Annotated in this window: 28 protein-coding genes and 1 pseudogene; 27 read left to right on the top strand and 2 right to left on the bottom strand. The window is 63.4% G+C overall.

Annotation, left to right across the window (positions count from 1 at the left end):
* The first annotated feature begins 76 nt into the window (after nt 1-76).
* The 7 genes from ABIA90_RS19400 (at nt 77) to ABIA90_RS19370 (ending at nt 7,528) form a co-directional block, all read left to right on the top strand.
* Nucleotides 77-1,735 carry an AMP-binding protein gene (locus ABIA90_RS19400; RefSeq protein ID WP_354117762.1) on the top strand — a complete coding sequence of 553 codons (1,659 nt, stop codon included), beginning with the start codon at nt 77-79 and terminating at the stop codon, nt 1,733-1,735.
* Nucleotides 1,732-2,493 carry an SDR family NAD(P)-dependent oxidoreductase gene (locus tag ABIA90_RS19395; RefSeq protein ID WP_354117763.1) on the top strand — a complete coding sequence of 254 codons (762 nt, stop codon included), beginning with the start codon at nt 1,732-1,734 and terminating at the stop codon, nt 2,491-2,493. The genes ABIA90_RS19400 and ABIA90_RS19395 overlap by 4 nt, the downstream gene beginning before the upstream one ends.
* 10 nt (nt 2,494-2,503) lie before the next feature.
* Complete coding sequence (locus ABIA90_RS19390; RefSeq protein WP_354117764.1) at nt 2,504-3,289, top strand: SDR family NAD(P)-dependent oxidoreductase; 786 nt, start codon at nt 2,504-2,506, stop codon at nt 3,287-3,289.
* Nucleotides 3,290-3,330: 41 nt separating this feature from the next.
* Entirely contained in the window at nt 3,331-4,575 is a 1,245-nt protein-coding gene (locus tag ABIA90_RS19385) for an acyl-CoA dehydrogenase family protein (protein WP_354117765.1), read from the top strand.
* A gap of 5 nt (nt 4,576-4,580) precedes the next feature.
* Nucleotides 4,581-5,621, top strand: coding sequence for a phosphotransferase family protein (locus ABIA90_RS19380; protein ID WP_354117766.1), 1,041 nt, complete (start codon nt 4,581-4,583; stop codon nt 5,619-5,621).
* A gap of 17 nt (nt 5,622-5,638) precedes the next feature.
* The gene (locus ABIA90_RS19375; RefSeq protein ID WP_354117767.1) at nt 5,639-6,304 is read left to right on the top strand and encodes a nitroreductase; all 666 of its coding nucleotides are present in this window, start codon (nt 5,639-5,641) and stop codon (nt 6,302-6,304) included.
* 72 nt (nt 6,305-6,376) lie between these two features.
* Nucleotides 6,377-7,528 (top strand): CaiB/BaiF CoA transferase family protein, encoded by a 1,152-nt coding sequence (locus ABIA90_RS19370; RefSeq protein WP_354117768.1) that lies wholly within the window; start codon nt 6,377-6,379, stop codon nt 7,526-7,528.
* Between the two features lie 2 nt (nt 7,529-7,530).
* Here the strand turns inward: ABIA90_RS19370 and ABIA90_RS19365 are convergent, their stop codons facing one another.
* A complete protein-coding gene (locus tag ABIA90_RS19365) occupies nt 7,531-7,785 on the bottom strand; it encodes a hypothetical protein (protein ID WP_354117769.1) in 255 nt (84 codons plus the stop codon).
* Between the two features lie 191 nt (nt 7,786-7,976).
* Here ABIA90_RS19365 and ABIA90_RS19360 point away from each other — a divergent pair, with 191 nt between their 5' ends.
* The 10 genes and pseudogenes from ABIA90_RS19360 to ABIA90_RS19315 all read left to right on the top strand — a co-directional run bounded on the left by ABIA90_RS19360 (nt 7,977) and on the right by ABIA90_RS19315 (nt 12,890).
* Nucleotides 7,977-8,360, top strand: coding sequence for a hypothetical protein (locus ABIA90_RS19360; RefSeq protein ID WP_354117770.1), 384 nt, complete (start codon nt 7,977-7,979; stop codon nt 8,358-8,360).
* A 262-nt stretch (nt 8,361-8,622) separates the two neighbouring features.
* Nucleotides 8,623-9,180, top strand: coding sequence for a sigma-70 family RNA polymerase sigma factor (locus tag ABIA90_RS19355; RefSeq protein ID WP_354117771.1), 558 nt, complete (start codon nt 8,623-8,625; stop codon nt 9,178-9,180).
* Nucleotides 9,181-9,325: 145 nt separating this feature from the next.
* Nucleotides 9,326-9,616 (top strand): hypothetical protein, encoded by a 291-nt coding sequence (locus ABIA90_RS19350; RefSeq protein ID WP_354117772.1) that lies wholly within the window; start codon nt 9,326-9,328, stop codon nt 9,614-9,616.
* 111 nt (nt 9,617-9,727) lie between these two features.
* Nucleotides 9,728-10,363: a cytochrome b gene (locus ABIA90_RS19345; RefSeq protein WP_354117773.1), complete on the top strand. Its 636-nt coding sequence runs from the start codon at nt 9,728-9,730 to the stop codon at nt 10,361-10,363.
* A gap of 1 nt (nt 10,364) precedes the next feature.
* Entirely contained in the window at nt 10,365-10,589 is a 225-nt protein-coding gene (locus ABIA90_RS19340; RefSeq protein ID WP_354117774.1) for a hypothetical protein, read from the top strand.
* Between the two features lie 27 nt (nt 10,590-10,616).
* On the top strand, nt 10,617-10,817 hold the full coding sequence (locus ABIA90_RS19335) for a hypothetical protein (protein WP_354117775.1): 201 nt from the start codon (nt 10,617-10,619) through the stop codon (nt 10,815-10,817).
* 231 nt (nt 10,818-11,048) lie between these two features.
* The gene (locus ABIA90_RS19330; RefSeq protein ID WP_354117776.1) at nt 11,049-11,363 is read left to right on the top strand and encodes a hypothetical protein; all 315 of its coding nucleotides are present in this window, start codon (nt 11,049-11,051) and stop codon (nt 11,361-11,363) included.
* Nucleotides 11,364-11,581: 218 nt separating this feature from the next.
* Nucleotides 11,582-12,223 carry an NrsF family protein gene (locus tag ABIA90_RS19325; protein WP_354117777.1) on the top strand — a complete coding sequence of 214 codons (642 nt, stop codon included), beginning with the start codon at nt 11,582-11,584 and terminating at the stop codon, nt 12,221-12,223.
* Between the two features lie 50 nt (nt 12,224-12,273).
* Nucleotides 12,274-12,441, top strand: a pseudogene (locus ABIA90_RS19320) (GDP-L-fucose synthase); the annotation flags it as partial.
* 245 nt (nt 12,442-12,686) lie between these two features.
* A complete protein-coding gene (locus ABIA90_RS19315; RefSeq protein WP_354118354.1) occupies nt 12,687-12,890 on the top strand; it encodes a hypothetical protein in 204 nt (67 codons plus the stop codon).
* Between the two features lie 124 nt (nt 12,891-13,014).
* On the opposite strand, the gene ABIA90_RS19310 is transcribed toward ABIA90_RS19315, so the two are convergent.
* On the bottom strand, nt 13,015-13,779 hold the full coding sequence (locus ABIA90_RS19310) for an IclR family transcriptional regulator (protein WP_354117778.1): 765 nt from the start codon (nt 13,777-13,779) through the stop codon (nt 13,015-13,017).
* 202 nt (nt 13,780-13,981) lie between these two features.
* Here ABIA90_RS19310 and ABIA90_RS19305 point away from each other — a divergent pair, with 202 nt between their 5' ends.
* The 10 genes from ABIA90_RS19305 (at nt 13,982) to ABIA90_RS19260 (ending at nt 24,872) form a co-directional block, all read left to right on the top strand.
* Nucleotides 13,982-14,812 (top strand): transporter substrate-binding domain-containing protein, encoded by an 831-nt coding sequence (locus ABIA90_RS19305; RefSeq protein WP_354117779.1) that lies wholly within the window; start codon nt 13,982-13,984, stop codon nt 14,810-14,812.
* 17 nt (nt 14,813-14,829) lie between these two features.
* Nucleotides 14,830-15,546 (top strand): amino acid ABC transporter permease, encoded by a 717-nt coding sequence (locus ABIA90_RS19300; protein WP_063982553.1) that lies wholly within the window; start codon nt 14,830-14,832, stop codon nt 15,544-15,546.
* A complete protein-coding gene (locus tag ABIA90_RS19295; RefSeq protein WP_245328625.1) occupies nt 15,543-16,361 on the top strand; it encodes an amino acid ABC transporter permease in 819 nt (272 codons plus the stop codon). Before ABIA90_RS19300 ends, ABIA90_RS19295 begins: the two co-directional genes overlap by 4 nt.
* Entirely contained in the window at nt 16,358-17,104 is a 747-nt protein-coding gene (locus tag ABIA90_RS19290) for an amino acid ABC transporter ATP-binding protein (protein WP_283843392.1), read from the top strand. The genes ABIA90_RS19295 and ABIA90_RS19290 overlap by 4 nt, the downstream gene beginning before the upstream one ends.
* Before the next feature lie 86 nt (nt 17,105-17,190).
* The gene (locus tag ABIA90_RS19285) at nt 17,191-18,507 is read left to right on the top strand and encodes an NAD(P)/FAD-dependent oxidoreductase (RefSeq protein WP_354117780.1); all 1,317 of its coding nucleotides are present in this window, start codon (nt 17,191-17,193) and stop codon (nt 18,505-18,507) included.
* Nucleotides 18,508-18,566: 59 nt separating this feature from the next.
* The gene (locus ABIA90_RS19280) at nt 18,567-19,883 is read left to right on the top strand and encodes an NAD(P)/FAD-dependent oxidoreductase (protein WP_354117781.1); all 1,317 of its coding nucleotides are present in this window, start codon (nt 18,567-18,569) and stop codon (nt 19,881-19,883) included.
* A 467-nt stretch (nt 19,884-20,350) separates the two neighbouring features.
* Nucleotides 20,351-21,748 (top strand): MFS transporter, encoded by a 1,398-nt coding sequence (locus ABIA90_RS19275; RefSeq protein ID WP_085405396.1) that lies wholly within the window; start codon nt 20,351-20,353, stop codon nt 21,746-21,748.
* Between the two features lie 121 nt (nt 21,749-21,869).
* The gene (locus ABIA90_RS19270) at nt 21,870-22,697 is read left to right on the top strand and encodes a 3-oxoadipate:acetyl-CoA acetyltransferase (RefSeq protein ID WP_063982556.1); all 828 of its coding nucleotides are present in this window, start codon (nt 21,870-21,872) and stop codon (nt 22,695-22,697) included.
* A 145-nt stretch (nt 22,698-22,842) separates the two neighbouring features.
* Nucleotides 22,843-24,048 carry an MFS transporter gene (locus tag ABIA90_RS19265; RefSeq protein ID WP_354117782.1) on the top strand — a complete coding sequence of 402 codons (1,206 nt, stop codon included), beginning with the start codon at nt 22,843-22,845 and terminating at the stop codon, nt 24,046-24,048.
* Nucleotides 24,049-24,185: 137 nt separating this feature from the next.
* A complete protein-coding gene (locus ABIA90_RS19260) occupies nt 24,186-24,872 on the top strand; it encodes an outer membrane protein (RefSeq protein WP_354117783.1) in 687 nt (228 codons plus the stop codon).
* Nucleotides 24,873-24,890 lie beyond the last annotated feature (18 nt).

The raw sequence follows: 24,890 nt of genomic DNA, 5'->3' as shown, positions 1-24,890 counted from the left end.
GTCCATTTTGAATATAATACACTAGCGCACTAAAGTGCCGTCAAGGGCAACGATCAATCGTCATGGAGGCGACGTCATGAGCGAGAATCGGTTCGATCCCGTGGCGCATGCGCGCGCGATGCGCGCGAGCGGATTCTGGGTCGACAAGAGCTTCGACGAGTTCCTGCAACAAACGATCGCCGCGACGCCCGAAAAGCTGGCGCTGATGGCGGATCGCGCCGACCGGACCGAACCGAAGCGTCTGACCTATGCGGAACTCGGGGATCTGATTTCGCGTGCGGCCGCCGCGCTGCGCCGTCTTGGCATCGGCCAAGGGGACGTCGTGTCGGTCCAGCTGCCGAACTGGTGGGAATTTGCGGTCATTGCGCTTGCGGCCTTCCGGGTAGGGGCGGTCGTCAATCCGCTGATGCCGATTTTCCGGGAGCACGAACTCACCTACATGCTGGGCTTCGCCGAGACGAAGCTGCTGGTCGTTCCGAAATTGTTTCGCGGATTTGATCACGAGGTCATGGCCCGCTCGCTGCAGCCGGGGCTGCCGAGGCTCAAGCACGTCATCGCCGTCGACGGCGAGGGGCCTGCAAGCTTCGATCAGGCCCTGCTGTCCGGCAATGAGCGTCTCGGCCCGCCACCGGTTGGTGATCTCGGCGCGCTTCCCGCCGATCAAATGGCCGTCCTGATGTTCACTTCAGGCACGACGGGTTCGCCCAAGGGCGTCATGCACTGCCTGAATACGCTGATGGGCTGCTGCATCGGGCTTGCCGGACGATTTGGCCTCGACGCGAGCGACACAATGCTGGTTTGCTCGCCGCTCGGCCACATGACCGGTTTTGCGGCCGGCATGCTGCTCGGTCTGAAAATCGGCGCGACCGTGATCTTCCAGGACATCTGGGAGCCCAAGCGCGGCGTCTCGATCATGGCCAGGGAAGGCGTGACCTATTCCGCCGGTGCAGCGACGTTCCTTGCCGACATGTGCGAGGCCGTCGCAGCCGGCGTGCCCAAACCGGCCCAACTCCGCAAGTTCCTCTGCGCAGGCGCGCCAATCCCGCCAGCGCTGATTGATCGCGCCTATCGCGAGCTGGACCTCAAGGTTTGCTCGCTGTGGGGCATGACGGAATCGCTGTCGAGCACACTGACCGAGCCGGAGCGGGCGCTGGAGAAATCGTCGAAGACCGACGGGCGTCCGGTGGAGGGCGTGGCGGTCAAGGTGGTGCGCGTGGATGGATCGCCGGCCCCGGTCGGAGAGAAAGGGCTGCTCAAGGTCCGCGGCGCGCAGATGTTCCTTGGCTACTACAAGCGTGAGGACATGGAGCCGTTTGACGCCGACGGATGGTTCGACACCGGCGACATGGCCTACATGGACGACGAGGGCTACATCCGGATCGACGGCCGCATCAAGGACATCATAATCCGCGGTGGTGAGAACGTTCCCGTCTTCGATATCGAGAATCTGCTGTTCAGGCATCCGGCCGTGCTGTCCGTCGCGATCGTCGGTTATCCGGACCCACGGCTCGGAGAGCGGGCCTGTGCCTTCATCATGCTGCGTCCGGGTCAGACGCTCGATCTGGCGGGCGTGCAGGCGCACCTGGCCGAGCACAAGGTCGCCAAGCAATACTGGCCGGAGCGCGTCGAGATCGTCACCGACCTGCCGAAGACCCCGGCCGGCAAGGTCCAGAAGTATCAGCTGCGCGAGATCGCGAAGGCATTCGCCGAGCCGCCGCACAAGGCGAGCGCATGACCCCGCGTCTCAAGGATCGGGTCTGCGTCGTCACCGGCGCGGCGCGCGGGATCGGCCTTTCGATCGCGGAGCGCTTCGGCCGGGAGGGCGGGCGCCTTGCCTGTGTCGATGTCAGTGCGCGACGGCTGGAGCCTGCGGTCAGCCAGTTGAAGGACATGGGGTTCGAGGCGAGGGGATACGAGGTCGATATCGGCAAGCGCGATGAGGTTCACAGGCTCTTTGAGCGCGTCCAGCATGAATTCGACGCACCCGTGGCCGTACTCGTCAATAATGCCGTGTGGGCCCGCTTTGAACCATTGCAGCAGATCGAGGTCGACACGGTCGAGCGGATGTTCGCGGTCGGCGTGCACGGCTTGATCTGGGCAACGCAGGCCGTGGCTCCGCAGATGGAGCGGCGCGGCGGCGGCTCGATCGTCAATCTGAGCTCGGTATCGGCGTTTCACCCCGCCAAGGACTCGATTGCCTATTCCGCGCTGAAGGCTGGCGTCGTCGGCCTCTCGCGCGCGTCTGCCATCGAGCTGAGCGCAAAGAAGATCCGCGTCAATGTGATCGCGCCAGGCATGATCGGAACACCTGCTTCCATCGCGCAGTTCGACGAGGCGACCATTGCGGCGCGGCAGGCCGAGATGCCGGCCGGCCGCTTCGGTGCTCCGGAAGAGATCGCCGCGCTTGCGGCGTTCCTTGCAAGCGATGACGCGAGCTACATCCAGGGCGCGGTCATCACGGCCGACGGCGGCTGGACGGTTCCCGCCAGATAGGAGAAGACGCATGAAGCGGCTCGAGGGCAAGCGTGCGGTCGTCACCGGCGGCGGAAGTGGTATCGGCCGCGCCAGCGCCATTCGTTTCGCGCGCGAGGGCGCGGCTGTCCTGGTCGTCGGCCGGGCCGGTAACGCCGAGGAGACCGCCGCGGAGATCCGGGGCGAGGGTGGCGTGGCATCCGCCATGATCACAGACGCCTCGATCGAGGAGAACGTGGCGGCGATCGTGTCGCGCTGCGTCTCGGAATTCGGTGGGATGGAGATATTCTTCGCCAATATCGGTGTCACCGGGACCAACACGCCGCTGCTGGAGCAGACGGTGGAAGAGTGGTCCGAAGTCTACCGTATCAACACGATCAGTTGCTTCCTTGCCGTCAAATATGCGGGACGTCACATGACGGCTCAGGGGTACGGCTCGATCATCCTGACTTCCTCGGCCGCGTCACTGCGCGCCAATGCTGGCGCGATCTCCTATAGCGCAAGCAAGGCGGCCGTGAACAATCTGGCACAGACGGCGGCCAACGCCTTTGCCGGGACCGGCGTGCGCGTCAATGCGGTGCTGCCGGGGCTCGTCGAGACACAACTGACCCGCAAGGTGTTCGAGGACGCCCGCGCCCGGGGAGTCGAATCCAAGCTCGGACACGTCACGCCGCTGAAACGGCCGGGACGCTCTGAGGAGATCGCGGCCGCAGCGGCATTCCTGGCCAGCGACGATTCATCTTACGTGGACGGTCAATTGCTGTCGGTCGATGGCGGCGTCAGCAGCACCCATCCCTATGGCCGGATCGCGCTCTAGCAACACTCGCTGCCCCATAAGAACAGAACAGGAGAGGCGCCGTGGATTTCGAACTTCCCAAGGACGTCACCGACAAGCTCGCAGAACTCGACGCCTTCATCGAAGCGGAGATCAAACCGCTCGAGCGCGATCACAAGCAGTTCTTCGACCATCGTCGCGAGAATGCCCGCACCGACTGGGACAACGACGGCCGCCCCCGTGACGAATGGCGGGCCCTGATCAGCGAAATGGAGCGCATTGCCGACAAGGCCGGGCATCTTCGCTACGGCCTGCCGAAATCCTGCGGCGGCCAGGGCGCATCGAACCTTGCGATCGCGGCGATCCGCGAGCACCTGGCCGCCCGGGGCCTGGGTCTGCATAACGATCTTCAGGATGAATCCTCCATCGTCGGTAATTTTCCGATCATCCCGGCACTCGCCGACTACGGAACGGATGAGCAGAAGACCTACATCGAGGGCATCATCACCGGCAGGAAGCACCTCTCCTTCGGCCTGACCGAGCCGGGGCATGGCAGCGATGCGACCTGGCTCGAGACCACGGGCGTGCGCGACGGCAATCATTGGGTCATCAACGGCCGCAAGCGCTGGAACAGCCAGGTCGCCCGCGCCCACGCTAATCTGGTGTTCGCCCGCACCTCGGGCAAGCCGGGCGAGGCCAAGGGCATCACGGCCTTCATCGTGCCGACCGACACGCCCGGCCATAACGTGCTCTACAATCACTGGACCTTCAACATGCCCAGCGATCACGCGGAGACGGAGCTGTCGAACGTGCGGGTGCCGGACAGCGCCATTCTGCACAGGGAGGGCGAGGGGCTCGTCGTTGCGCAGCGATTCGTGCACGAGAACCGCGTCCGGCAGGCGGCGGCCAGCGCCGGGGCCGCGCGCTATTGCATCCAGGAAGCGGTGAAATACGCGAAATCACGCGTCGCCTTCGGCGAGCCGCTCGCCAAGAAGCAGGCCGTTCAGTTTCCCCTGGTCGAGCTCTGGGCGGAATACCAGATGCTGCGCAATTTCATCTTTCGGACCGCCTGGCAGATGGATCGCCAGAATCCGCTCGAGATCAGCGACATGGTGTCGATCTGCAATTTCCGCGCTAACCGGCTGTGCTGCGAGGCCGCCGATCGCGCGATGCAGGTGCATGGCGGCATGGGTTACAGCCGTGCATTGCCGTTCGAGCACATCTACCGCCATCACCGTCGCTACCGTATCACCGAAGGGACCGAAGAGGTGCAGATGCGGCGTGTCGCACAATATCTGTTCGGCTTTAGCGGCAAGAGCGCGAGCTGAGCGCGATGAGCGTGCAGGCGAGCGACGGCGATCCGGATTTCGACCTTCGTCGGCTCGAGGCATATCTGAAGGATTGGCTGGGCGGGACTGCGGGGGCGAAGGTCACGCGCACCAGCGGCGGCATGTCCAATCCCACTTACTTTGTGACGCGGGGTGGTTGGCGCGGCGTGCTGCGCAAGCAGCCGAACAGTGTGCTGATGCCGTCTGCTCACGCGATCGACCGCGAATATCGCGTGCTCACGGCCCTTGAGACGAGCAACGTCCCGACGCCCAAGCCCTACCGCTATTGTGAGGATCGGGAGGTTCTCGGCACGCCGTTCTATCTCATGGAATGGCTGGAGGGGCGCGTCGTCTATGACTACGCCCTGCCGGGCTTTGCGCGCGAGGAGCGCGCTGCTTGCTATCGCTCAATGTGCGCGACGCTCGCCGCAATCCACAAGCTCGATTACGGGAAAATCGGGCTCGGCGATTACGGCAAGCCGGGCAACTATTTTGCGCGCCAGCTCAATCGCTGGTCCAGGTTGTGGGGTGAGTATCGCCGGGGTGATGACGATAACCCCGCTCTCGACAGAATGGTGCGCTGGCTGGCGGAACGCGTGCCCGCGAGCGAGACGCTTGTCCTTTGCCATGGCGATTTCCGCATGGCGAATGTGGTATTTCATCCGACCGAGCCGCGTGTGATCGGTGTGCTCGACTGGGAATTGTCGACACTGGGCCATCCGCTCGTCGACCTCGCGTTCAACAGCCAGGCCTGGCGCATGGCGCCGGACGAGAACGGAGGACTACTCGGCCTGCCGCTCGACGATATGGGAATTCCGAGTGAGCGGGATTATCTCGATCGCTACTATGAATACGCAGGGGCGACCGAGCGCCTGACAGTCTTCCATCAGGTCTTTGCGATGTTCCGGGGCGCCGTCGGAAGCGCCGGCGTGGCGGCGCGTGGCGATCTCGGCAACAACGTGTTGCCGGACGCGGCGAATGTGGGCCGACGGCTCGCGCGTGCCTATGCGACGCGCGGTATGGCATTGATCGAGAGCGAGCCATGAGCCTCGTGGAGCGACCTATGATGAATCTCGACGAAGCGATCCGCCTCCGTCGGTCCGTGCGCGGATTCCTTCCGCGCGAGGTGCCCGCGGCAACGCTGTACGAGATATTCGCGCTCGCGCAGTGCGCGCCTTCCAACTGCAACGTTCAGCCATGGACCCCGCACGTCGTGTCAGGGGACAGGCTCAGGCGCCTGCGTGAGGCGCTGGTTGCTGCGGGGATGCGCGACGATCCGATCAAGCCGGATTGGCCGGCCGACGGCAAGTTCACCGGAATCTACCGGGAACGCCAGGTCGGTGCAGCGCAGGCCCTCTATGGGGCCATGGGGGTTGCGCGCAGCGACGCGGTCGGACGCAAGCTCGCCTATATCCGCAACCACGCCTTCTTCGATGCGCCGCATGCCGTATTGATCTTCATGCCGGAGCCTTTCGATACGCGCGAAGCGGCCGACATCGGCATGTATGCGCAAACGCTCATGCTGGTGCTGACCTCGCGTGGGATCGCCTCCTGCGCGCAGGGCGCGCTCGGGTTGTTTCCAGACATCGTTCGGGAGCAGCTCGACCTCTCCAGCAACTACAAGCTGCTGTTCGGCATCTCGTTTGGCTATGAGGACCACGACGTCAAGGCCAATGCGGCGCGTGTCGACCGGGCCAGGATCGATGACGTCGTGCGCTTTCATCGCTGAGGGCGATCGGGCGGCGAACTTCATCGTCCCGCGTCGCGATCCCACCGATGTCCAGGAAGAGGAGAGTTCATCGTGACCGGCCCCCTGCAAGGCTTTCGCGTCGTGGAAATGGGCGGGATCGGCCCGGCGCCATTTGCGGGCGCGTTGCTCGGCGATCTCGGCGCCGACGTGCTGCGCGTCGATCGCATCCCGAAACCCGGTGTCGAGCCGGATCTGCCTGCGCAGTTCGACTTCTACAATCGCAACAAGCGCTCGGTTGCGCTCGATCTCAAGCAGCCGCAGGCCATTGCGACGGTCCTGAAGCTGGTGGCACAGGCGGATGCGCTGATCGAAGGGTTTCGTCCTTCGGTGATGGAGCGGCTTGGACTTGGTCCCGATGTCTGCCATGCCGTCAATCCGCGTCTGGTCTATGCGCGCATGACGGGATGGGGGCAGGAGGGACCGATGTCGCAGGAAGCGGGACACGACATCAACTATCTGGCGCTGACCGGTGCGCTCCATTGTTTGGGCGATACCGATCGCCCACCGCCGCCGCCGCTCAATCTCGTCGCCGATCTGGGCGGCGGAGCACTCTACCTGACCGTCGGCGTGCTTTCGGCGGCGATGGAGGCGCAGCGATCGGGGAAGGGACAGACGATCGACGTGGCCATGATCGACGGCGTGACGCATCTGATGTCGGCCTTTCAGGCGTTCCGGCAGCAAGGAAGCTGGACGGAGCGACGTGCGGACAACATCGTTGATGGCGGCGCGCCGTTCTATCGCAGCTATGCGACGAAGGACGGCAAGTTTATCGCTATCGGGGCGATCGAGCCGCATTTCTACGCCAACTTGCTGAAGGTGATGGGCCTCGGTGCCGATGAGCTACCGGATCAGAACGACCGCGTTGCGTGGCCGGAGATGCGCCAGCGCTTTGCCAGGATCTTCGCCGGGCGGACGCGCGATGAGTGGGTTGCCGCCGCCATGGGACACGACGCCTGTCTCGCGCCGGTCCTGACGATCGACGAGGCGCCGTCGCATCCACAAATGCAGGCGCGAAGCGTCTATGCCATGTTCGACGGCGTGCGGCACCCGGGCCCGGCCCCGAGGTTCTCTCGTACACCATCCGAATTGCGCACACCGCCGCCGTCGCCGGGGCGGGACAGCCGACAGGTGCTCGCTGATTGGGGCATCCTGCCGGATGCCATCGAAGCGCTTGAGACGACGGGGGCAATGGCGACGGAGTGACGCTAGCTCTGGGACGTGGGGGCTTCCCAGTCGGCCGATACCGGATCACCCGACAGCGTCCAGTTCGTTCCGTCGAATGTCGCAATGCGCAGGATCTCAAAGGGCGTGTAGTCCCCGGGCGCCGTGCTGATCGAGATGGCCGGAAGCATCAAGGTCATCCGCTCGCCACGGAGCGAGGTGGCCTGGCGGATCAGGTTCTCCCGCGTCAGTTCGTCTCCGCATTTCCTCAGCACGGTCGTGAGCGCATTCACATTCATGTAGGCGACCAGGACCGAATAGTCGTCGGGACTGGCCGAGGGCGGTACTTCTTGAGGAAGCCGAAGAGACTCGCGCTCTCGGCTCACACGCGTCGATCTTCACGAGGGCGTGATGTAACTGATCGCCGACCGTCGCCGAATTCAGGACCAGGGGGCTTCTCAATCCGTCCCGCCCGTGGAATTTTACGGCCATGAAATTTCGAGCTGTCATGCGCTGGTTTTTGGCGCTGGGGATTGCGATGGGGGTCTTCATTGGACCTGCTGCGCAATTGATGGCGGCTGCGCCTTCTGCCCTCACTGCGACCATGACGGCGGCCGCGGCCGATAATGATGCCATGCAAATGGCGGACGGCATGCCTTGTTGTCCGAAGAAGCAGTCTCCCATTCGATTCGATTGCGACAAATGTGTCTTCTGTGGCTTCGCCAACTGCATGATCAAGCTCTCTGGGCCAAGGCAGGCGAGCACAATCGCTGAAGTCCCGGTCTTGATTGCCCGGATTGCCCCAGTTAGCGAGTTCGTGCCGGCTGGGCTCGCCAAGTCACCGCCCGAACGTCCCCCTCGAACGAACATCTGACGGGCGCGCCAGCGCCTGATTGCTGACTGTGCGCCGATCGGCGCACACGCCGTCGCGCGCCGCTTTCGCCGTTCCGATTCCAACAAGGATGGTCCCGAGAGAGGCGCGCCAGCGATCATGCCCGCAGGAACGCTGGGCGATCGTGCGGCGGCGATCTTCTCTTCGCCTGAGGGAGATCGGGAAATTCATTGATAGCAAATGCTGAGTCCGTGGGTGTCCGATAGCCCGATGGCGAAACCACAGAACAACCGGCTGTGCCAACATGACTGCTCATGAAACCGAACTGAAGACGCTGATGCTGGCAAGCCAGCGCGGCGATGCGGCCGCCTACCGTACGCTGCTCGCGAAGCTCGCGCCTCGTCTTCGCTCCTACTTCAAGCGCAGGATGTTGGGGGCGGGACGCGGCGTCGAGGAGGCGGAAGACCTGGTCCAGGAGACGCTGCTGGCGATCCATCTCAAGCGCCACACCTATGATCCCGATGCACTGTTCACGCCATGGCTTCATGCCATCGCGCGCTACAAGCTGATCGACCGCCTCCGCAGCAGCAAGATGTCGCGGATGGACGTTCCGATCGACGATCATCAGGAACTGATGGCGGCCGACGACCACGCGTCGACCGAGGGGACGCACGACATGGCGAAACTTCTCGGCCGGCTGCCGCGGAAGACGCGCCAGGCGATCGAAGCCGTCAAGCTGGAAGGCAAGAGCGTTGCCGAAACCGCCGCGCGCTACGGCATGTCGGAATCGAACGTCAAGATCAGTATCCACCGCGGTCTGAAGGCGCTGGCTTCCTTCATCGGTAGGGACCGTGACGCGTGACTGACCTCCCGCCGCGGCGGTTGTTGCGGCGGCTCGTGTCATCGTCTTTCACTGCAGCGTGATCGTGTAACTGTCCGAACAAGAGCTCCGAACTCACTTACAGGAGCGCGCATGTCGCGCCCTTCGAATGACAAAGGAGCAGACAATGTCGCCGAAGTTCACGAAGCCCCTTCTTGCGATTTCATTTCTGGCATCGCTGGTGGCGATGTCGGCAACCGCAAATGCGGGCGCGACGATTTCCGACAAGCGCTATTGGCCGATCGAGGTAGGTCCCAGTTCCTACCGTATCGTCGACATGCAACATGCGCCTCGTGATGCGTTCGCTGCGATCGGCCGGACGGCCTCTCCTGCCGTCGCGTCGGCGCCCACCGACGAAAACACCTGGCATTATGCCGGCGGACCGAAATCTTCCGTTCCGCCGTCGCGAGGATTCTAGTGCGAGGCTACGGCCGGCCGGCACATCCGCCAGATGTGCCAGCCGGTCTCGACCACAAGACCGGCTGCACAGTTCATTTCGCGACATCCATCGATACCAATGATCCGACACTTGAAACGGCCGAATGTCACGTCGGTCATCGCCCACTGGATCGCGGCCTGGGCGATGATCCTTGCCCTGTATTTCGGCTTGGGCGCCGTCTATGGAAACGGCCCGCGCCAGGAAGCATTCGCCGCACACGCCTATGCCGGCCTCACCGTTCTAGGCCTCGTCGTCGTCAGGCTCTTCCTGCGGACGTTACTGCCATGGCCGAAAGAGAAGAGCGGAGGCTCGCGCATTCCTTATCTGGTCGCGGAGGCAATGCATTGGACGCTCTATGCCTTGATGCTGCTGACGCCACTGACCGGCTGGATCGTCGCCTCGTCGATGGGATGCTGCATGACCGTTCCCGGGCTGCCGAATATTGACCGTCTCGGCTCCGGCCTTTCTGTCGGCCGCCCGATCAGCGCGATGACGGCCTACCATGTCCACGTCTTCTTTGTTTGGACGCTTCTTGCGCTGATCTTGCTCCATGTGATGGCTGCGCTTTTCCACCATTTCGTCCTTCGGGACCCCATTCTTGTCAGGATGGTTCCAGTCCTTGGACGGCGCGCTGGATCGGTATCGGATTCATATGGGACCGCGAATTCGCAACCCGACCGGCCGAATGAGGCGGGAGCAGACGTCGTTGAAATGGAGGAACGCTGAGATGGAAGGCATGTCCGAAATGCACCATACGATGTCTCACGTGCATCATGTGAGTTCGAACGGGCTCGTCGAGCAAGCCCTGGGTCTTGCGGGCCGATTGTCTGCGCAGTTGCTGATCGTTCTCACATCCGCGCCGGTCCTGCGTGTCCTGGCAGCCTTGGTGCTTCTTCTCGCGATCGCCGCACTTCTCCGGCTGCTTTTGGCAGGGCGACGGTCGCAAGCGTGATGGGGAATCCAAGATCAGTGTGCTGACATGATGATGAACTGCATGAATACGGGCACAGGTGCGCTGATGATCGGCGGCATTCGGCTCGCCGACGCAGCTCTTGCTATGACCGCTCTCCTTTTGGCGCTGCTGGCCGCCATTGCGGCCATTGCCGCCGTGCGGCTTTGCTTCGATGTCGCACGCCGCTTCGGCACTCGACCCTCCAGGTCGACGCCGGCTCCATCGTGAGGCCGCGTCTGGAGATTTTCGTTCTCCGTCTTCACCAGAGCGTGATGACGTAACTGGCGATCGAAAATCTCCGAACTCATCTGCAGATGGGCGCGTGAGGCGCCCTTCACCGACGAGGTTCGACTCGCGGGGACGAACCGCGGCAGCGGGATTGGCGAGCTTACCGGCGCGAGGCGGGCCCTGGGCTTTTGATCACGTCGGCCGCAACCGGAAATCAAAGGAACATTTTCGATGGAAACCAAACAGCCGAAGCTCATGCGAAGCCGTACGGAAACAGCGATTGCGGTGCTCGTCGTCGTGGCGAGCGTTGCCGCCGGCTCTGCCGTGCTCGCGCAGGAATCGTCCACGAAGCCCTCGGCACCGCCGGCCACGGACAAGCCGGCGGCCGCTGACGGGATGGGGATGGGCGCGGGTGGTAGCGGCATGATGGGCATGGGCTCGGATAGCAAGGGCATGACGTCGGGCATGCAGCAGATGAACTGCTGCGGCCAGGGCATGGGCCATGCCGATCATGGTGCGAGCGGGAAGCAGGACGAGAAGAAATAACCGGCGCCGGTCGGAGGATATCGCCAGTTCAGGCGCGAGACGGCCTTCGGCGAAGACGTCGCCGATGGTCCGCGTCAATCCCCGCTGTCACGTCCGCGTGGTCACGTAACTGGAAAGCTCAGGAATTCCGAATTGGCCGGAATGGCCGGCGCAAAGTGCCCGATGTGATAGATGGGCACGACGCCCGTCATCGGTCGGCGCGCCAAGGAGAACGGAGCATGAAGACCGACGATCTTGTTGAGGCCTTGAGCGCGTGCATCGATCCCGTGGACGTCAGGGCCGTCGGTCGACGTATCGCCTTGGCGGTTGCTGCTGGATTGGTCCTTGCCGTGACCGCCATCCTGGCCGGGTTTGGCCCACGTACAGGCCTTTCCACGGTAGAAACGTGGACATTCCTGGTTCTGAAGATCACCTTCGCTGCCGCCATCGTCGGCACGGCGGCGATCTACTTGGCCAGGCTGTCCCGTCCAGGCGGCGTCCTGAAGCACAGCATGGCGGTCGTCGTCCTGCCGTTTCTGCTGATCGCGGCGCTGGCGCTCATCAGCATCGGTTCGGCGCCGGTGTCGCACTGGGACCGAATGGTTGCGGGTGACGCGTGGTTGGAATGTCTGGTGTCGATCCCGATCATCGCCATTGTGCCATTTGCGCTGACGATGTGGGCGGTGCGTCAGGCGGCACCGACGGACCTGCGCCGAGCAGGGGCGTTCGCTGGTCTTGTCGCTGGCGGCATCAGCGCAGTGGCCTACGCGCTTCACTGCACCGACGATTCGCCGCCCTTTGTCGCGCTCTGGTATGGTGGAACGATCGTGGTGTGCACTCTGGCGGGGGCCGCGCTCGGGCCGCGGCTACTGCGGTGGTGAGGTGTTGCGTCAATACCGACGTCGAACTCGAAACCGCGACAAATGCGTGCGGCGATATCAGTGTCGATAGCTCGCGTCCCGATGGAACGCCGCGCAAGCTGCTCGACGTCAGCCGTCTCGCCAAGCTCGGCTGGCGTGCCACGACCTCGCTTCACGATGGCTTGAAGTGCGCCTATGCGGCGTATCAGGCCGGCGCGCCGGTGGCGGCGCGAGAGTAGGAACCTTCACCGCAAACAAGAGTTGGCCGGTCGGGCAGGGCGAAAAGCCAAACGAGGCCGACCGTGCAACAAGCCGTACGCGTGCGCTCCACCGCGCAAATCGCGGGTCATCCGATTCATCCGATGCTGGTGCCATCGACAAGACCGGCGCACTGCTGGTCGCCGACGACAGCGGCAAAACCGTGTGGCGGGTGACGGCAGCCCATCCGCAGGTCACGCAGCGCTGGATATCGAGGAGTTGCACCATGGGCCTTGCTCAATACGCGATCGTGCCGGTCGAGGGCGAATGGGGCGTGCTGCACGACGGCGACGTCAAAAGCAAATACGCGACCAAGGAAGCCGCGTTCGAGTCCGCGGTCGCTGCCGCCTCCCTGGCGATCCGTCAGGGGCATGAGGTGCATGTCAGCGTGCCCGGTCGCGAAGCCGGCGAGAATGCGCTGGGAAGCTAGGGGTACGATCAAGCCCGTGCGCTTGTGATCCTGAGCGAGTACCGCGCCACGACTGCGCATCATCCCTACGTGAACGAGATCCGCTAACCTGGTTCCGGCCGTCGCCACGCCACCCTGATCCTTCCTACTGACCGACGATGGCGTCGATTTCCTCTTTCAGGAGGGCGCCGTAATGTTCGAGGACGCCTGGCGTCAGCTTGGCGCAGAGCAGCGTGAAACTGAGCGCCGCGCCCGGCTTTTCGCCCGGCGTCATGATCGGCAATCCAACTCCGGCAATGCCGGGAATGAGCTCGCCCACATCCACCGCGTAACCGCGGCGACGGGTGTCGGCGATCAGCTGTCGAACCTTGTTCTCGGTGAGGTTGCGATAGGACGCGTAGCGCCCGAGGTTGGCGCGGATGATGTAGTCCTGCTCGTCCTCGTCCAGGAATGCGAGCATTGCGATCGAACCCGGGCCAACGCCGAGGGGGACGAAGCCGCCGATCGATCCCGTCAGCGTCGGCACGATGCATTCGCCGTCGCGCCGGTCGAGACAGACGGAATCGTGGTTGAAGCGGGCCATCAGATGGGTCGTGTCGCCGGTGCGGCGCCTGAGCCGGGACAGCGCGATCTCGCAGCGGCTGATGATGCCGGGGCCGCGAGCCGCGCGGACGCCGTAGATCGCCATGCGTGCACCCAACCTGTAGCGCCGTTTTTTGTCGTCGCGGGCAAGCAGCTTGTGACCGACCAGCGTGTTGAGGATGCGGTGACAGGTGGCGGTGTTTAGCCCGGAGCGGGCCGCCAGGTCCTTGAGCGATAGGCCCTCGACGCCGCCATCGGCGACAAGATCCAGCAGGATGACGGTCCGGTCGAGCAGCTGGGCTCCACCGGAGGGCGGTTGGGCGATCACCGGCACAGTATCTCACATTATGAAAAAAGAGGCCTCGGCAACTTGTACATTGAGAAAGATGCGTCTCCAATGATGAAAATTAGGTCGCTTGAGATTGATGCATATTTTTTGAGCGACCTGATTTCTGCATTCGCAAAGCTGATGGCTGACGCGGCGCTGTGGCAACAGCGCTGGAAGGCCGTGATTTATCCAGAGGAACAGGATGACAGGCTTCAAAACGATGATGGGCGTTTCCGCTGTTGCGCTCGCTGCCTTTTTTGCTGGTAGCGCCGCCGTGGCGGGCACGCTTGAGAACGTCAAGGCGCGCGGCAAGCTCGTCGTCGGCGTGAAGAATGATTACGTGCCCTATGGCTTTCTGAACGACAAGGGCGACATCGTCGGCTTCGAGGTCTCGCTTGCGAAGTACGTTGCCAAGGAGCTCCTTGGCTCCGAGGACAAGATCGAGCTCGTGCCTGTCGTCGCGTCCAATCGCATCGAATTCCTGACCGCCGGCCGCATCGATGCGATCTTCGCCACGCTCGGCGTCACGGCCGAGCGCGCCAAGGTCATCGACTTCACGACGGAATACGTTTCCGCTGCCGGCCCGTCCGTGCTGGCGGCCAAGGAAGCGACGGTCTCCAAGTGGGAAGAGCTGAAGGGCAAGTCGGTCTGCGGCATCCAGGGCTCCTACTACAACAAGAAGATGACCGAGGAATTCGGCATCAATCTCGTGGCCTTCAAGACCCAGCCGGAAGCCTATCGCGCGTTGAAGGACAATCGTTGCATCGGCTTCGTCTTTGACGACATGACGCTTCAGCAGAAGCTCAAGGAGCCCGATTGGGCGAGCTACAAGATCGCGGTGGTGCCGTATGAATTCCAGCCGATGGCCGGCGGCCTCCGCAAGGGAGACACGGAATTCCACGAAGCCGTCGACAAGGCCATCGGCAAGGCCGAGGCCGAAGGCAAGCTGATTGCTTGGGAGACCGAGTTCGGCATGCCGCACTCCGACTACATCGCCGCGCGGGCGAAGGCCGCGGTCGCGAAGAAGAACTGACGCACACGGAGCGGCCTTTGTTCGGACTCGACTATTCCTGGCTCGCGGATCCTGCGTACCAGCAATGGCTGCTGACCGGTGTTGTCAACACGCTGAAGCTGGCGGCGCTCTCATCGGCGGCCGCCATCCTCATCGGGATGCTCGGGGCCCTCGGGCTCACGCTGCGGATTTTCTGGCTCGATGCCCTGATCGAGCTGTTCGTAGAGGTGTTCCGCAACACGCCGCCGCTGTTGCAGATGTTGTTTGCCTATTTCACCTTCTCGAACCTCGGCCTCAAGGTGACCGATCCGTCGACGGGATTATCGGTTCCGCTTCTCAGTGCTTTTGCCTGTGCTGCGATTTCGCTCAGTCTCTTCGGCGGGGCGCTGGCGACCGAAGCCTTCCGCTCCGGCATCGAAACCATGCCGCGGTCGATCATCGATGCGGCGCGGTCGCTGGGGTACGGCCGATGGGCCCGCTTCTGGCGCATCGAGGCGCCGATCGCCACCCGCATCTGCCTGCCGGGACTGACGAACATCCTGACCAACCTCTTCAAGACGACGTCGCAGGCATCCGTCATCACCGTGCCGGAACTGATGTACTACGCCGGGCAGATCTACAATGACACGTTCCGCACGCTCGAGGTCATGATTCTGGTCCTCCTCATATATGTGGTGCTGGTGTCCATCCTCACATTTGCAATGGCGAGGCTCGAAGCCTTCATGGCCTTCCCAGGTTACGGGAGGGGGCATTGATCGCGGGCTCCATGCTCTCCTATGACGGAAAGAAGCGCGCCGTTCTGCTGCTGATCGCCTTTGGCGTGGCCGTCTGGATCGGGGTCGATGCGGCGGCGGGCGGCTCGGCGCACTGGAGCCGCGTGCTGGCGCGGCTTCCTCTGCTTCTCACCGGCTCGGCGTCCGGCTGGCCGATCACGGGCGGCTTTGCCCTCAATATCATTCTCTCGATCGCCTCCATGGCACTGGCGACGGTGCTCGGTACGATCATGGGTCTTGCGACGCTCGCCAGGTTCGGACCGATCCGGGTCCCGTCTCTTCTGCTGATGAATTTCCTGCGCAATTCACCCTGGCTCGTTCTGCTTTTTGCAACGCTCTATTTCCTGCCGTTTGAGATGCATGTCTTCGGCACGACCATTGCGTTCCCACCGTTCGTGAAGGCCGTGATTGGCCTTGCGCTGCCGACGGCGGCGAATTTCTCCGAGGTGATCCGGGGCGCCGTTCAGTCCATTCACAGCGGTCAGTGGGAAGCGGCACGTTCGCTCGGCTATGGCACCGGCCAGATCTATCGCCACGTGATCATGCCACAGGCGCTGCGGCGCATGATCCCGGGCTGGATGAATTCCTACGCGTTGCTGATGATCGCGACAGCGCTCGCCACGGTGACCGGTATCCAGGACGTGCTGACAATTCTGAATACTTTGCTCGCCATGGAGAACGAGCGCGTGATCGTCTACTTCTATTTGACCATCCTCTTCCTGTTCATCGCCTATTGCTATCCGATCGCGGTCGTCGCGCGCCGGTTGGAACGCGCCGTGAAGGGAGAAAGCCTGTGAACCGCATCGACGCGCTGATCGAGCTCGACAACGTCCGCAAGTCCTTCGGTGACGTCCCTGTTCTCAAGGGCATTTCGATGTTCGTGCAGAAGGGCGAGGCAGTCTGCATTATCGGTCCTTCCGGGTCGGGAAAGTCCACCATTCTGCGCTGCATCAACGGCCTGATTCCCGTGGACGAAGGCTTTGTCCGCGTCGGCGCACACCGTGTGCATGAAATGAGGTCGGAAAAGCAGATGCGGGTGCTGCGCCATCAGGTCGCGATGGTGTTCCAGCAGTACAATCTTTTCCCGCATCGTACGGCACTGGAAAACATCATGATGGCGCCGATCCAGGTTCTCGGACACGATCGCGCCGAAGTCGAGGAGCGGGCTCGCAAGCTCCTGAAGAAGGTGCGGCTCTCGGAGAAGGCGGACAGCTACCCGGGGCAGCTGTCCGGCGGCCAGCAGCAGCGCGTGGCAATCGCCCGTGCACTCGCGATGCAGCCGGAAGCGATCCTGTTCGACGAGGTGACGGCTGCGCTCGATCCCGAAACGGTAAAGGACGTGCTGTTCGCGATCCGCGAACTGGTGGAGGAGGGCCTCACCTGCATTCTCGTGACGCACGAGATGAAGTTCGCCCGGGAAGTCTCGCAACGCGTTTGTTTCACCGATCGTGGTCTGATCGTGGAAAGTGCGCCTCCTGCGGAACTCTTCGACAATCCGCGAGACCCGCGCACGCGCGAATTCCTCGGTCAGGTTCTCTGATCGCACCACCGGGGCGGACGCGCTGCGTGGTGCGGCCATCCCACGTGCAATGAAAATGAAAGGTGAGCCGGAAGGCCCAATACATCATGCCTCGTTTTGACGACATCTACGCCAAGGACTTCAAGGAGACGCCTTACTGGTGGGAGGCCGCGGAACCGGAGACCGATCTCGATCCGCTGCCGGAGCGAGCCGACGTCGTGGTCATCGGCTCGGGCTATGCCGGGTTGAATGCAGCGACTCATCTGGCGCGCGCCGGGCGCTCCGTCGTCGTCATCGACGGTGACCGGATCGGGGAGGGAGCCTCGACGCGTTCGGGCGGGATGGTGTCGAGTGGCCAGAAGCTGGTGGTTAGCGGTGCGATCAAGGGGATCGACCCCGTGCTCTTCTCGCGCCTGATCGGCGAGAGCAACGAGAGCTTCGATTATCTGAAGATGCTGGTCGAGACGGAGAAGCTGGATGCGGGGCTTGCGCTCAGCGGCCGCTTTTTCGGCGCCCACGCCGCGGGCGATTACGAAACCCTGAAGCGGCATGGCATGCTTCTGGCGGAAAAGACCGGCGTGACCGTACATTTCCTCGATCGCGCGCATCAGCGATCGGCGATCGGTTCGGACTATTATCACGGCGGCATGGTGATCGACGAATATGGCGGTCTGCATCCGGGCAAGTATCACAAGGCGCTGCGCGACCGGGCGCGCGCCGCCGGCGTCATGCTGCGCTCGCATGCGCGCGCGGGTATGGTGCAGGATGGTACGAAAGGAGAGAAGATCGTGCCGACCGCTCGAGGCGCCATCCGGGCTGCCCACGTGGTCGCAACCACAAACGGTTACACCGCCGCCGATGCGACGCCTGGCCTCGCCAGCCGTATCGTGCCGGTCAAGAGCTATCAGATTGCCACCGCGCCGCTGCCGGCCGATCTCCTGGCCGAGCTCGTTCCGCAGGCCCGCATGGTGTCCGACACACGCCGCGATTTGATCTACGCCAGGCCGTCGCCCGACGGGACACGGCTTCTGTTCGGTTCACGCCCGGGCATCTTCGACATGCCCGACAAGCTGGCCGCGAAGCGGCTTTATGCGCGCATGTTGGCCATCTGGCCGCAGCTTGCGGGCGTGAAGATCACTCATGCCTGGAGCGGGCGCGTGGCCATGACCGTCGACAAGATAGCCCATCTCGGGGCTCGCGACGGCGCGGATTTCGCGGCTGGTTGCAATGGCAACGGCGTCGCGCTGATGACCTTTCTCGGCTACCAGACAGCACGCAAAATTCTCGGCGAGCAGAACATGCCATCGGCCTTCGATCGCGAGACATTCACGGCCGTGCCCTTCTATTCGGGCAAGCCCTGGTTCGTGCCGCTCTTTGCCGGCTGGTATCGCCTGCGCGATTTCCTCGACCGTCCGGGACGCTGAGCCCGGGCGGCACATCCGGCCCGGCTCGCCTTCCGCGTACCCGTTTCAAGGAGGACCACGTGTCCAGGATTATTCCCGATCTTGTCGTCGCGCCGCAGGAGCTGCCTGCGCATGTGGACGTCGTCGTGATCGGCGGCGGCATCATCGGCGTGTCGACCGCGCTTTCGCTGGTTGAGCGTGGCGTCTCCGTTGCCCTGTGCGAAAAGGGATTGATCGGAGCAGAGCAGTCGTCGCGAAACTGGGGCTGGGTACGCCAAATGGGGCGCGATCCGGCCGAGTTGCCGCTCGCGATCGAGAGTCTTCGGCTCTGGCGTGGCATGAACGAGCGTATCGTCGGCGAAACCGGCTTTCGGCAGGCCGGCATCGCCTATCTCTGCGGCACGGATGCCGACGTTGCGATGTATGACGAGTGGTTGAAACACGCCACGTCTTTCGATCTCGACTCTCGCTTCGTAACGGGCGAGGCGCTGAAGACGCTCATGCCGGGTATGGCGAAACCGTTCCGTGCCGCGCTGCATACGCCGAGCGACGGCAAGGCGGAGCCGTTTATCGCCGTCCCTGCAATCGCGCGCGGCGCGGCCGCGAAAGGGGTGCATATCCTCACCAACTGCGCGGTCCGTTCCATCGAGCGATCGGCGGGCAGGGTGAGCGGCTGTGTCACCGAGCGCGGCGAGATCCGCTGTTCGTCCGTCGTGCTGGCGGGAGGGGCTTGGTCGCGCCTCTTCGCCGGCAACATGGGCATCGATCTTCCGGTCCTGAAGATCCTCGGCAGCGTCGCCCGCGTTTCTTCGATCGAGGGCGTTCCGGATTTTGCCGTTGGTGCGGGCAACTTCGCTTTCCGCCGCCGTCTGGATGGCGGGTTCACCGTCGCCCAGCGCAACGCGAACGTCGCCCCGATTACGCCGGACAGTTTCCGATTGTTCTGCGACTATACGCCGACGCTCATCAAGAGCTGGAACGAACTGACGCTTCGCATCGGCGGTCAGTTCGTTCGCGAGGTGAAAATGGCCCGCAGCTGGAAGAGTGACGAGGTTAGTCCTTTCGAGCATGTCCGCATTCTTGATCCCGATCCGTCGCTGCGGTTCGTCCATGGCGGCGTCACCCATCTGTGCGAAGCCTTCCCGGCGTTCCGCGACGCCAAGATCATGCAAATGTGGGCTGGCCTGATGGATGTCACGCCGGATGCCGTTCCAGTTATCGCGCCGGTCGGCTCCGTTCCAGGCTTCTATCTCGCGACCGGCTTCTCGGGCCACGGCTTCGGTATCGGTCCTGGCGCCGGCGCCCTGATGGCCGATCTCGTGACCGGTTCGACGCCTTGCGTAGATCCCGCACCCTTCCGGATGGAGCGCTTCAAGCGCCTGAAGAGGGCCGCCTGATTTTTGATGCCCACGCCAAACAAGGCGTCGTCGTCACGGGACCTCTTCTCGTGGCAGACGGCGGCGGCCGGTCTCCCACACACAGTCGCGCTGTCTGAGGCGGGCCGGCATGGGAGAAGCGAGCCTAGCGTGCGCTTGTGGCGAAAAGCGTGTTTTGAACTGGCGGTCTGAAAATATCTGGTCGTCTCTGCGCCGGATGTCGACGACGCGTCTCCGCCCGAGCGCTGCTGATCGGCGCACAATCGCCAACTGTGTTCAAGTCCGGCGAAAATAACATCATGTTAGGTTTATCGCATAACTGGGTAATTGTGTTAGCCCGGCGAAAGCCTATTGTCGCGACCAATCGGATACCCATCGGCAGTGACAAGCGCTCGCGGAAGTCGGCAGAGCGCCCGGAGAATGCTGCCCAATTTCTAGCGAAGCCCGACAACGGGACGTCAGCAAACCCAGTGGAGGAATTTTCTGCGATGACCACGACTCGCACGATCCGTCACATGAGTCAGTCCAGGAAGGCCGCTGCGAGCGGCTGGATCGGTTCGGCTCTCGAATATTATGACTTCTTCATCTACGCGACCGCCGCGTCGCTGATCTTCCCGCAAATCTTCTTCCCGTCGGAAAATCCCACCGTCGCCATCGTTGCATCGCTGGCGACCTATGGTGTGGGATATGTGGCCCGGCCGATCGGTGCCTTCGTCCTCGGACATTGGGGCGACACCCATGGCCGCAAGACCGTTCTCATCGTCTGCATGTTCCTGATGGGCATCTCGACGATGGCGGTGGGTTTTCTGCCGACCTATCAGCAGGTCGGCATCCTGGCGCCGATCCTGCTCGTCATCCTGCGCCTTGTGCAGGGATTTGCCGTGGCCGGTGAAATCTCCGGCGCGAGCTCGATGATCCTGGAGCATGCGCCGTTCGGCCGGCGCGGCTTCTATGCCAGTTTCGCCCTTCAGGGCGTGCAGGCCGGACAAATCCTCGCGGCAGCCGTGTTCCTGCCGCTGGCGGCCTATATGCCGACCGACGCATTCAATAGCTGGGGATGGCGGATTCCGTTCCTGCTCAGCTTCTTCGTCATTGTCGCCGGCTACATCATTCGTCGCGAAGTCGACGAAACCCCTGCCTTTGCGCAAGAGGGCGCACGGGGAGAAACGCCGCGGTCGCCCATTGTTCAGGCCATCAAGCTGAGCTGGCGCGACATGCTCAGGGTCATCTGCATGGCTCTGATGAACGTCATCCCGGTCGTTGCGACCATCTTCGGTGCGGCCTACGCGGTGCAGCCGGCCTATGGCATCGGTTTTGCCAAGGACGTCTATCTGTGGATCCCGGTCCTCGGAAATATGCTGGCCATATTCGTCATTCCCTTCGTCGGCAATCTCTCCGACAAGGTCGGTCGCAAGCCTCCGATCATCGTGGGCGCGCTGCTCTCAGGCTTGCTTGCCTTCGTCTATCTCTATGCCATCAGCATCAGGAATGTGCCGCTGGCGATCCTGGTGTCGCTGCTGATGTGGGGCGTCGTCTATCAGGGCTACAACGCCATCTTCCCGAGCTTCTACCCGGAGCTGTTTCCGACACGCACCCGCGTGTCGGCGATGGCGATCTCGCAGAACATCGGAACGACCATCACCGCATTGCTTCCGGCCCTGTTTGCGACCGTGGCACCTCCCGGCTCGGACAATATCCCCTTGACGGTGGGAGCGATCGCCTTCGGTATCACTGTCATCGCGGCGCTGGCGGCCGTCACGGCCCGGGAGACCTATCGGGTCAGTATCGACGATCTCGGCAATCCCAAGGCCGTTCCGATGCCGCGGGCCGACTATGAGCGGCAGCGTGCGGAGGCGGCGAGTGGTGCGGCCGCAATTCCGACCTGAAGCGCACGCAAGGAGCCTGCCGCTGCGATCGATGATGTTTGCAGCGGCAGGGCTCGATGCGTTACGAGATTGCCGATTCGAATTTTTGTGCGCGCGAGCGCGATCATCATGAGGTCAAGGGATGAACCCCGTTGTTGTTGCTGTCGCCATCACCGGCTCCGTTCCGCGCAAGAAGGACAATCCCGCGGTGCCGATCTTGCCGTCCGAGCAGATCGAGTCGACGCAGGAGGCCTTCGAGGCCGGCGCCACGCTTGCCCATATCCATGTTCGAAACGATGACGAGACGCCGTCCTCCGACCCCGAGCGTTTTGCCCTGGTGCAGGAAGGCATCAAAAAGCACTGCCCCGGGATGATCGTTCAGTTCTCGACCGGCGGGCGAGGCCGCGATCCCTCGGCGCGGGGATCATCGCTTTATCTGAAGCCGGACATGGCCTCGCTGTCGACAGGGTCGGTGAACTTTCCGACGATTGTCTATGAGAACGGCGCCGCCCTGGTCGAGACTCTCGCGACCGGCATGAAGACAAATGGCATCCGCCCGGAAATCGAGATCTTCGATCTGTCGCATCTACACGGTGCGCGGCGTCTGATCGAGGCGGGGCTGATGGACTCACGTCCGCACGTGCAGTTCGTCATGGGCGTCAAGAATGCGATGCCGGCCGACGAGCATGTCCTCGACATCCTCCTGGGAGAGCTGAAGCGGCTGATCCCGACAGCGACGTGGACGGCGGCCGGGATCGGACGCCATCAGGCCGAGGTCATGGGCTGGGCGCTTGCGCGCGGCGCCGACGCGGTGCGCACCGGGCTCGAGGACAATATCAGGATCGACAAGACCCGCCTGGCCGCCAGCAACGCCGAGCTCGTGACCATCGCCGGCGAGGCTGTCGCGCGCCACGGCCGGCGCGTCGCGACCGCGGCCGAGGCGCGATCCTTGCTCGGGCTCGCGGGGTAGGGGCTACTGCCTCCTGCTGACATGCTCCCGGCCGCCTTCTGCCATTCAGCGGCCGGCGTTCCGCTGCGCCAGGACTTCCGTTATCAAGACTCCCGCTATGACGTGTCTGTGCGCACGCATGCAGCTGGGGCAGGCGACGATCGGAATGCGGTTCTTGAAATCTGACGGCAGGCTCATCGGGGTCCTGCTGGTGCTTGCAATCACCCAGCTCATTGGATGGGGCACGATCGGCCTTCCGCCGATCGTCGGCCGTGACCTCGCGGCCGATCTCGGCATGAGCCTCCCGATGGTGTTTGCGGGCACCTCGACGCTCTATGTCACCATGGGCCTGTGCGCGCCTTGGCTCGCCAAGGCTTTTGCGCGGCACGGCGCACGCAAGGTGATGATGGTGGGCACCGTCGTGGCCGTGCCGGGCTATGTCCTTCTGTATTTTGCGCACGAGCCGATGCTCTATTTCGTGGCCTGGGTCATCCTCGGCATGGGCGGCAGCGCCACGCTGTCGACCGGCGCCTATATCATGCTCAACGAGGTCGCCGGGCGACAGGCCAAGAGCGCGATTGGCGCGCTCATGCTGGTGACGGGACTGTCCGGCAGCATCTTCTGGCCGACCACCTCGTTCCTGAGCGGCCATTTCGGCTGGCGCGGCACCTGCCTCGTCTACGCCGCCATGCTGTTTCTCGTTTCGCTTCCGCTTTATGCTTTCGCAACTCCGCGCCGGGCCGTCGCGAAGGAGGGGGGCACCGTTCCCGCAAAACAAGCCAACGCGCTGTCGATTCCGCGGAGCACGTTCGGCCTCGTCGTCGCCGCGATCACCGTCAATGCCTTCGTCACTTTCGGCCTGAGCGCCGTTTTCATCGAATTGCTGCGGGCCGAGGGGCTGGCGCCGGCGCAGGCAATCGCCTTCGGCTCGATGCTCGGCGTGATCCAGGTCAGCGCCCGCGGGCTCGATTTCCTCGGCGGCGGGCGCTGGGACGGCATCACGACGGGGCTTGTCGCCGGCACGGCGCTGCCCGTTGCCATGCTGCTGTTGATGCTGAGCGAGGGGGCGACCTGGGCGGTCGCGGTCTTCATCCTGCTCTACGGCGCCGGCAGCGGTGCGATGGCGGTGGCGCGGGCGACGATCCCGCTGGTGTTCTACGACCAGGCCGAGTTTGCCAAGGCGTCGTCGATGATCGCGCTCCCGCTCAATCTCGCCTCCGCCATCTCGCCGCCCGTTCTTGCCGGCCTGCTCACCCAGTTCGGCAGCCGCGGCGCGCTCGGTCTCACCTTCGTCTGCTCCTGCGCAGCGGTGCTGATCCTGGTTCTGCTCGGCCGCCGCCGTCCGCAGGTGGCCGCGGCCGGTGTGGTGTGAGGTCGGCGGCACGTCGGTTGCCGCGAGTTGCCGGTCGCTTCCTATTCGTTTTCACCGAGTGTCGCCCGGCCGCCACAGCAAAAGCGGGGGGAACCCGCTAGAGTTGGAATCGTCAATCCCATGGGCTGGAATTTGCAATGAAACGCACGCTAATCTGCCTCGCCGCGCTGGCCTGCTCCGCGGTCGCTGCGGATGCTGCCGACTTGCCCGTTAAGGCAGTGCGCTCTGTCGCCGTGTCGCCCTTCGCATGGACTGGCTTCTATGCAGGTGTCCAAGGTGGTTACGCGTGGAGCCAGGATCGCACTGTCGAATTCTTCTTGGGCGGGCCTCCGACCGGCTTCACGCATGGGTTCCGCGCGGACGGCGGCTTCGGCGGTGTCCATGTGGGCTACAACCATCAATTGGACAGGCTCGTTGTTGGCCTTGAGGCCGATGTAGACGTGGGCCCGGTGAACGGCGGATTTAACATCCCGTTTTTCCGATACGACGCGCGCAAGGAGTGGGAGGCCTCCGTTCGCGGACGGCTCGGCTTTACACCGACTGAGCGCCTGCTGCTCTATGTGACGGGTGGCTTGGCGTTCACCGAGGTGAAGTACCGGTGGACGTCGACATTGGCAGTTCCCACGGTGGATGCCGACATTTCGAAGACCGGATGGACCGCAGGCGTCGGCGGAGAAGCGGCGCTGACCAATCGGGTTACGGCGCGCCTGGAATATCGCTATAGCGATTTCGGCACGTCCCGCTTCGACTGGCCCGACGTCGGGAGCTACGAGCAGCATCCTCGCTTCCAGTCCGTGCGCGGTGGAATCAGCGTCAGGTTCTAGCCGTCATCAGCGGCGCGG

It is taken from the genome of Bradyrhizobium sp. LA6.8 (assembly GCF_040547935.1).
GTDB classification, from domain to species: Bacteria; Pseudomonadota; Alphaproteobacteria; order Rhizobiales; family Xanthobacteraceae; genus Bradyrhizobium; species Bradyrhizobium barranii.
Note: the sequence above shows the minus strand (reverse complement) of the source record. Positions and strands in the feature narration are given on the sequence as shown.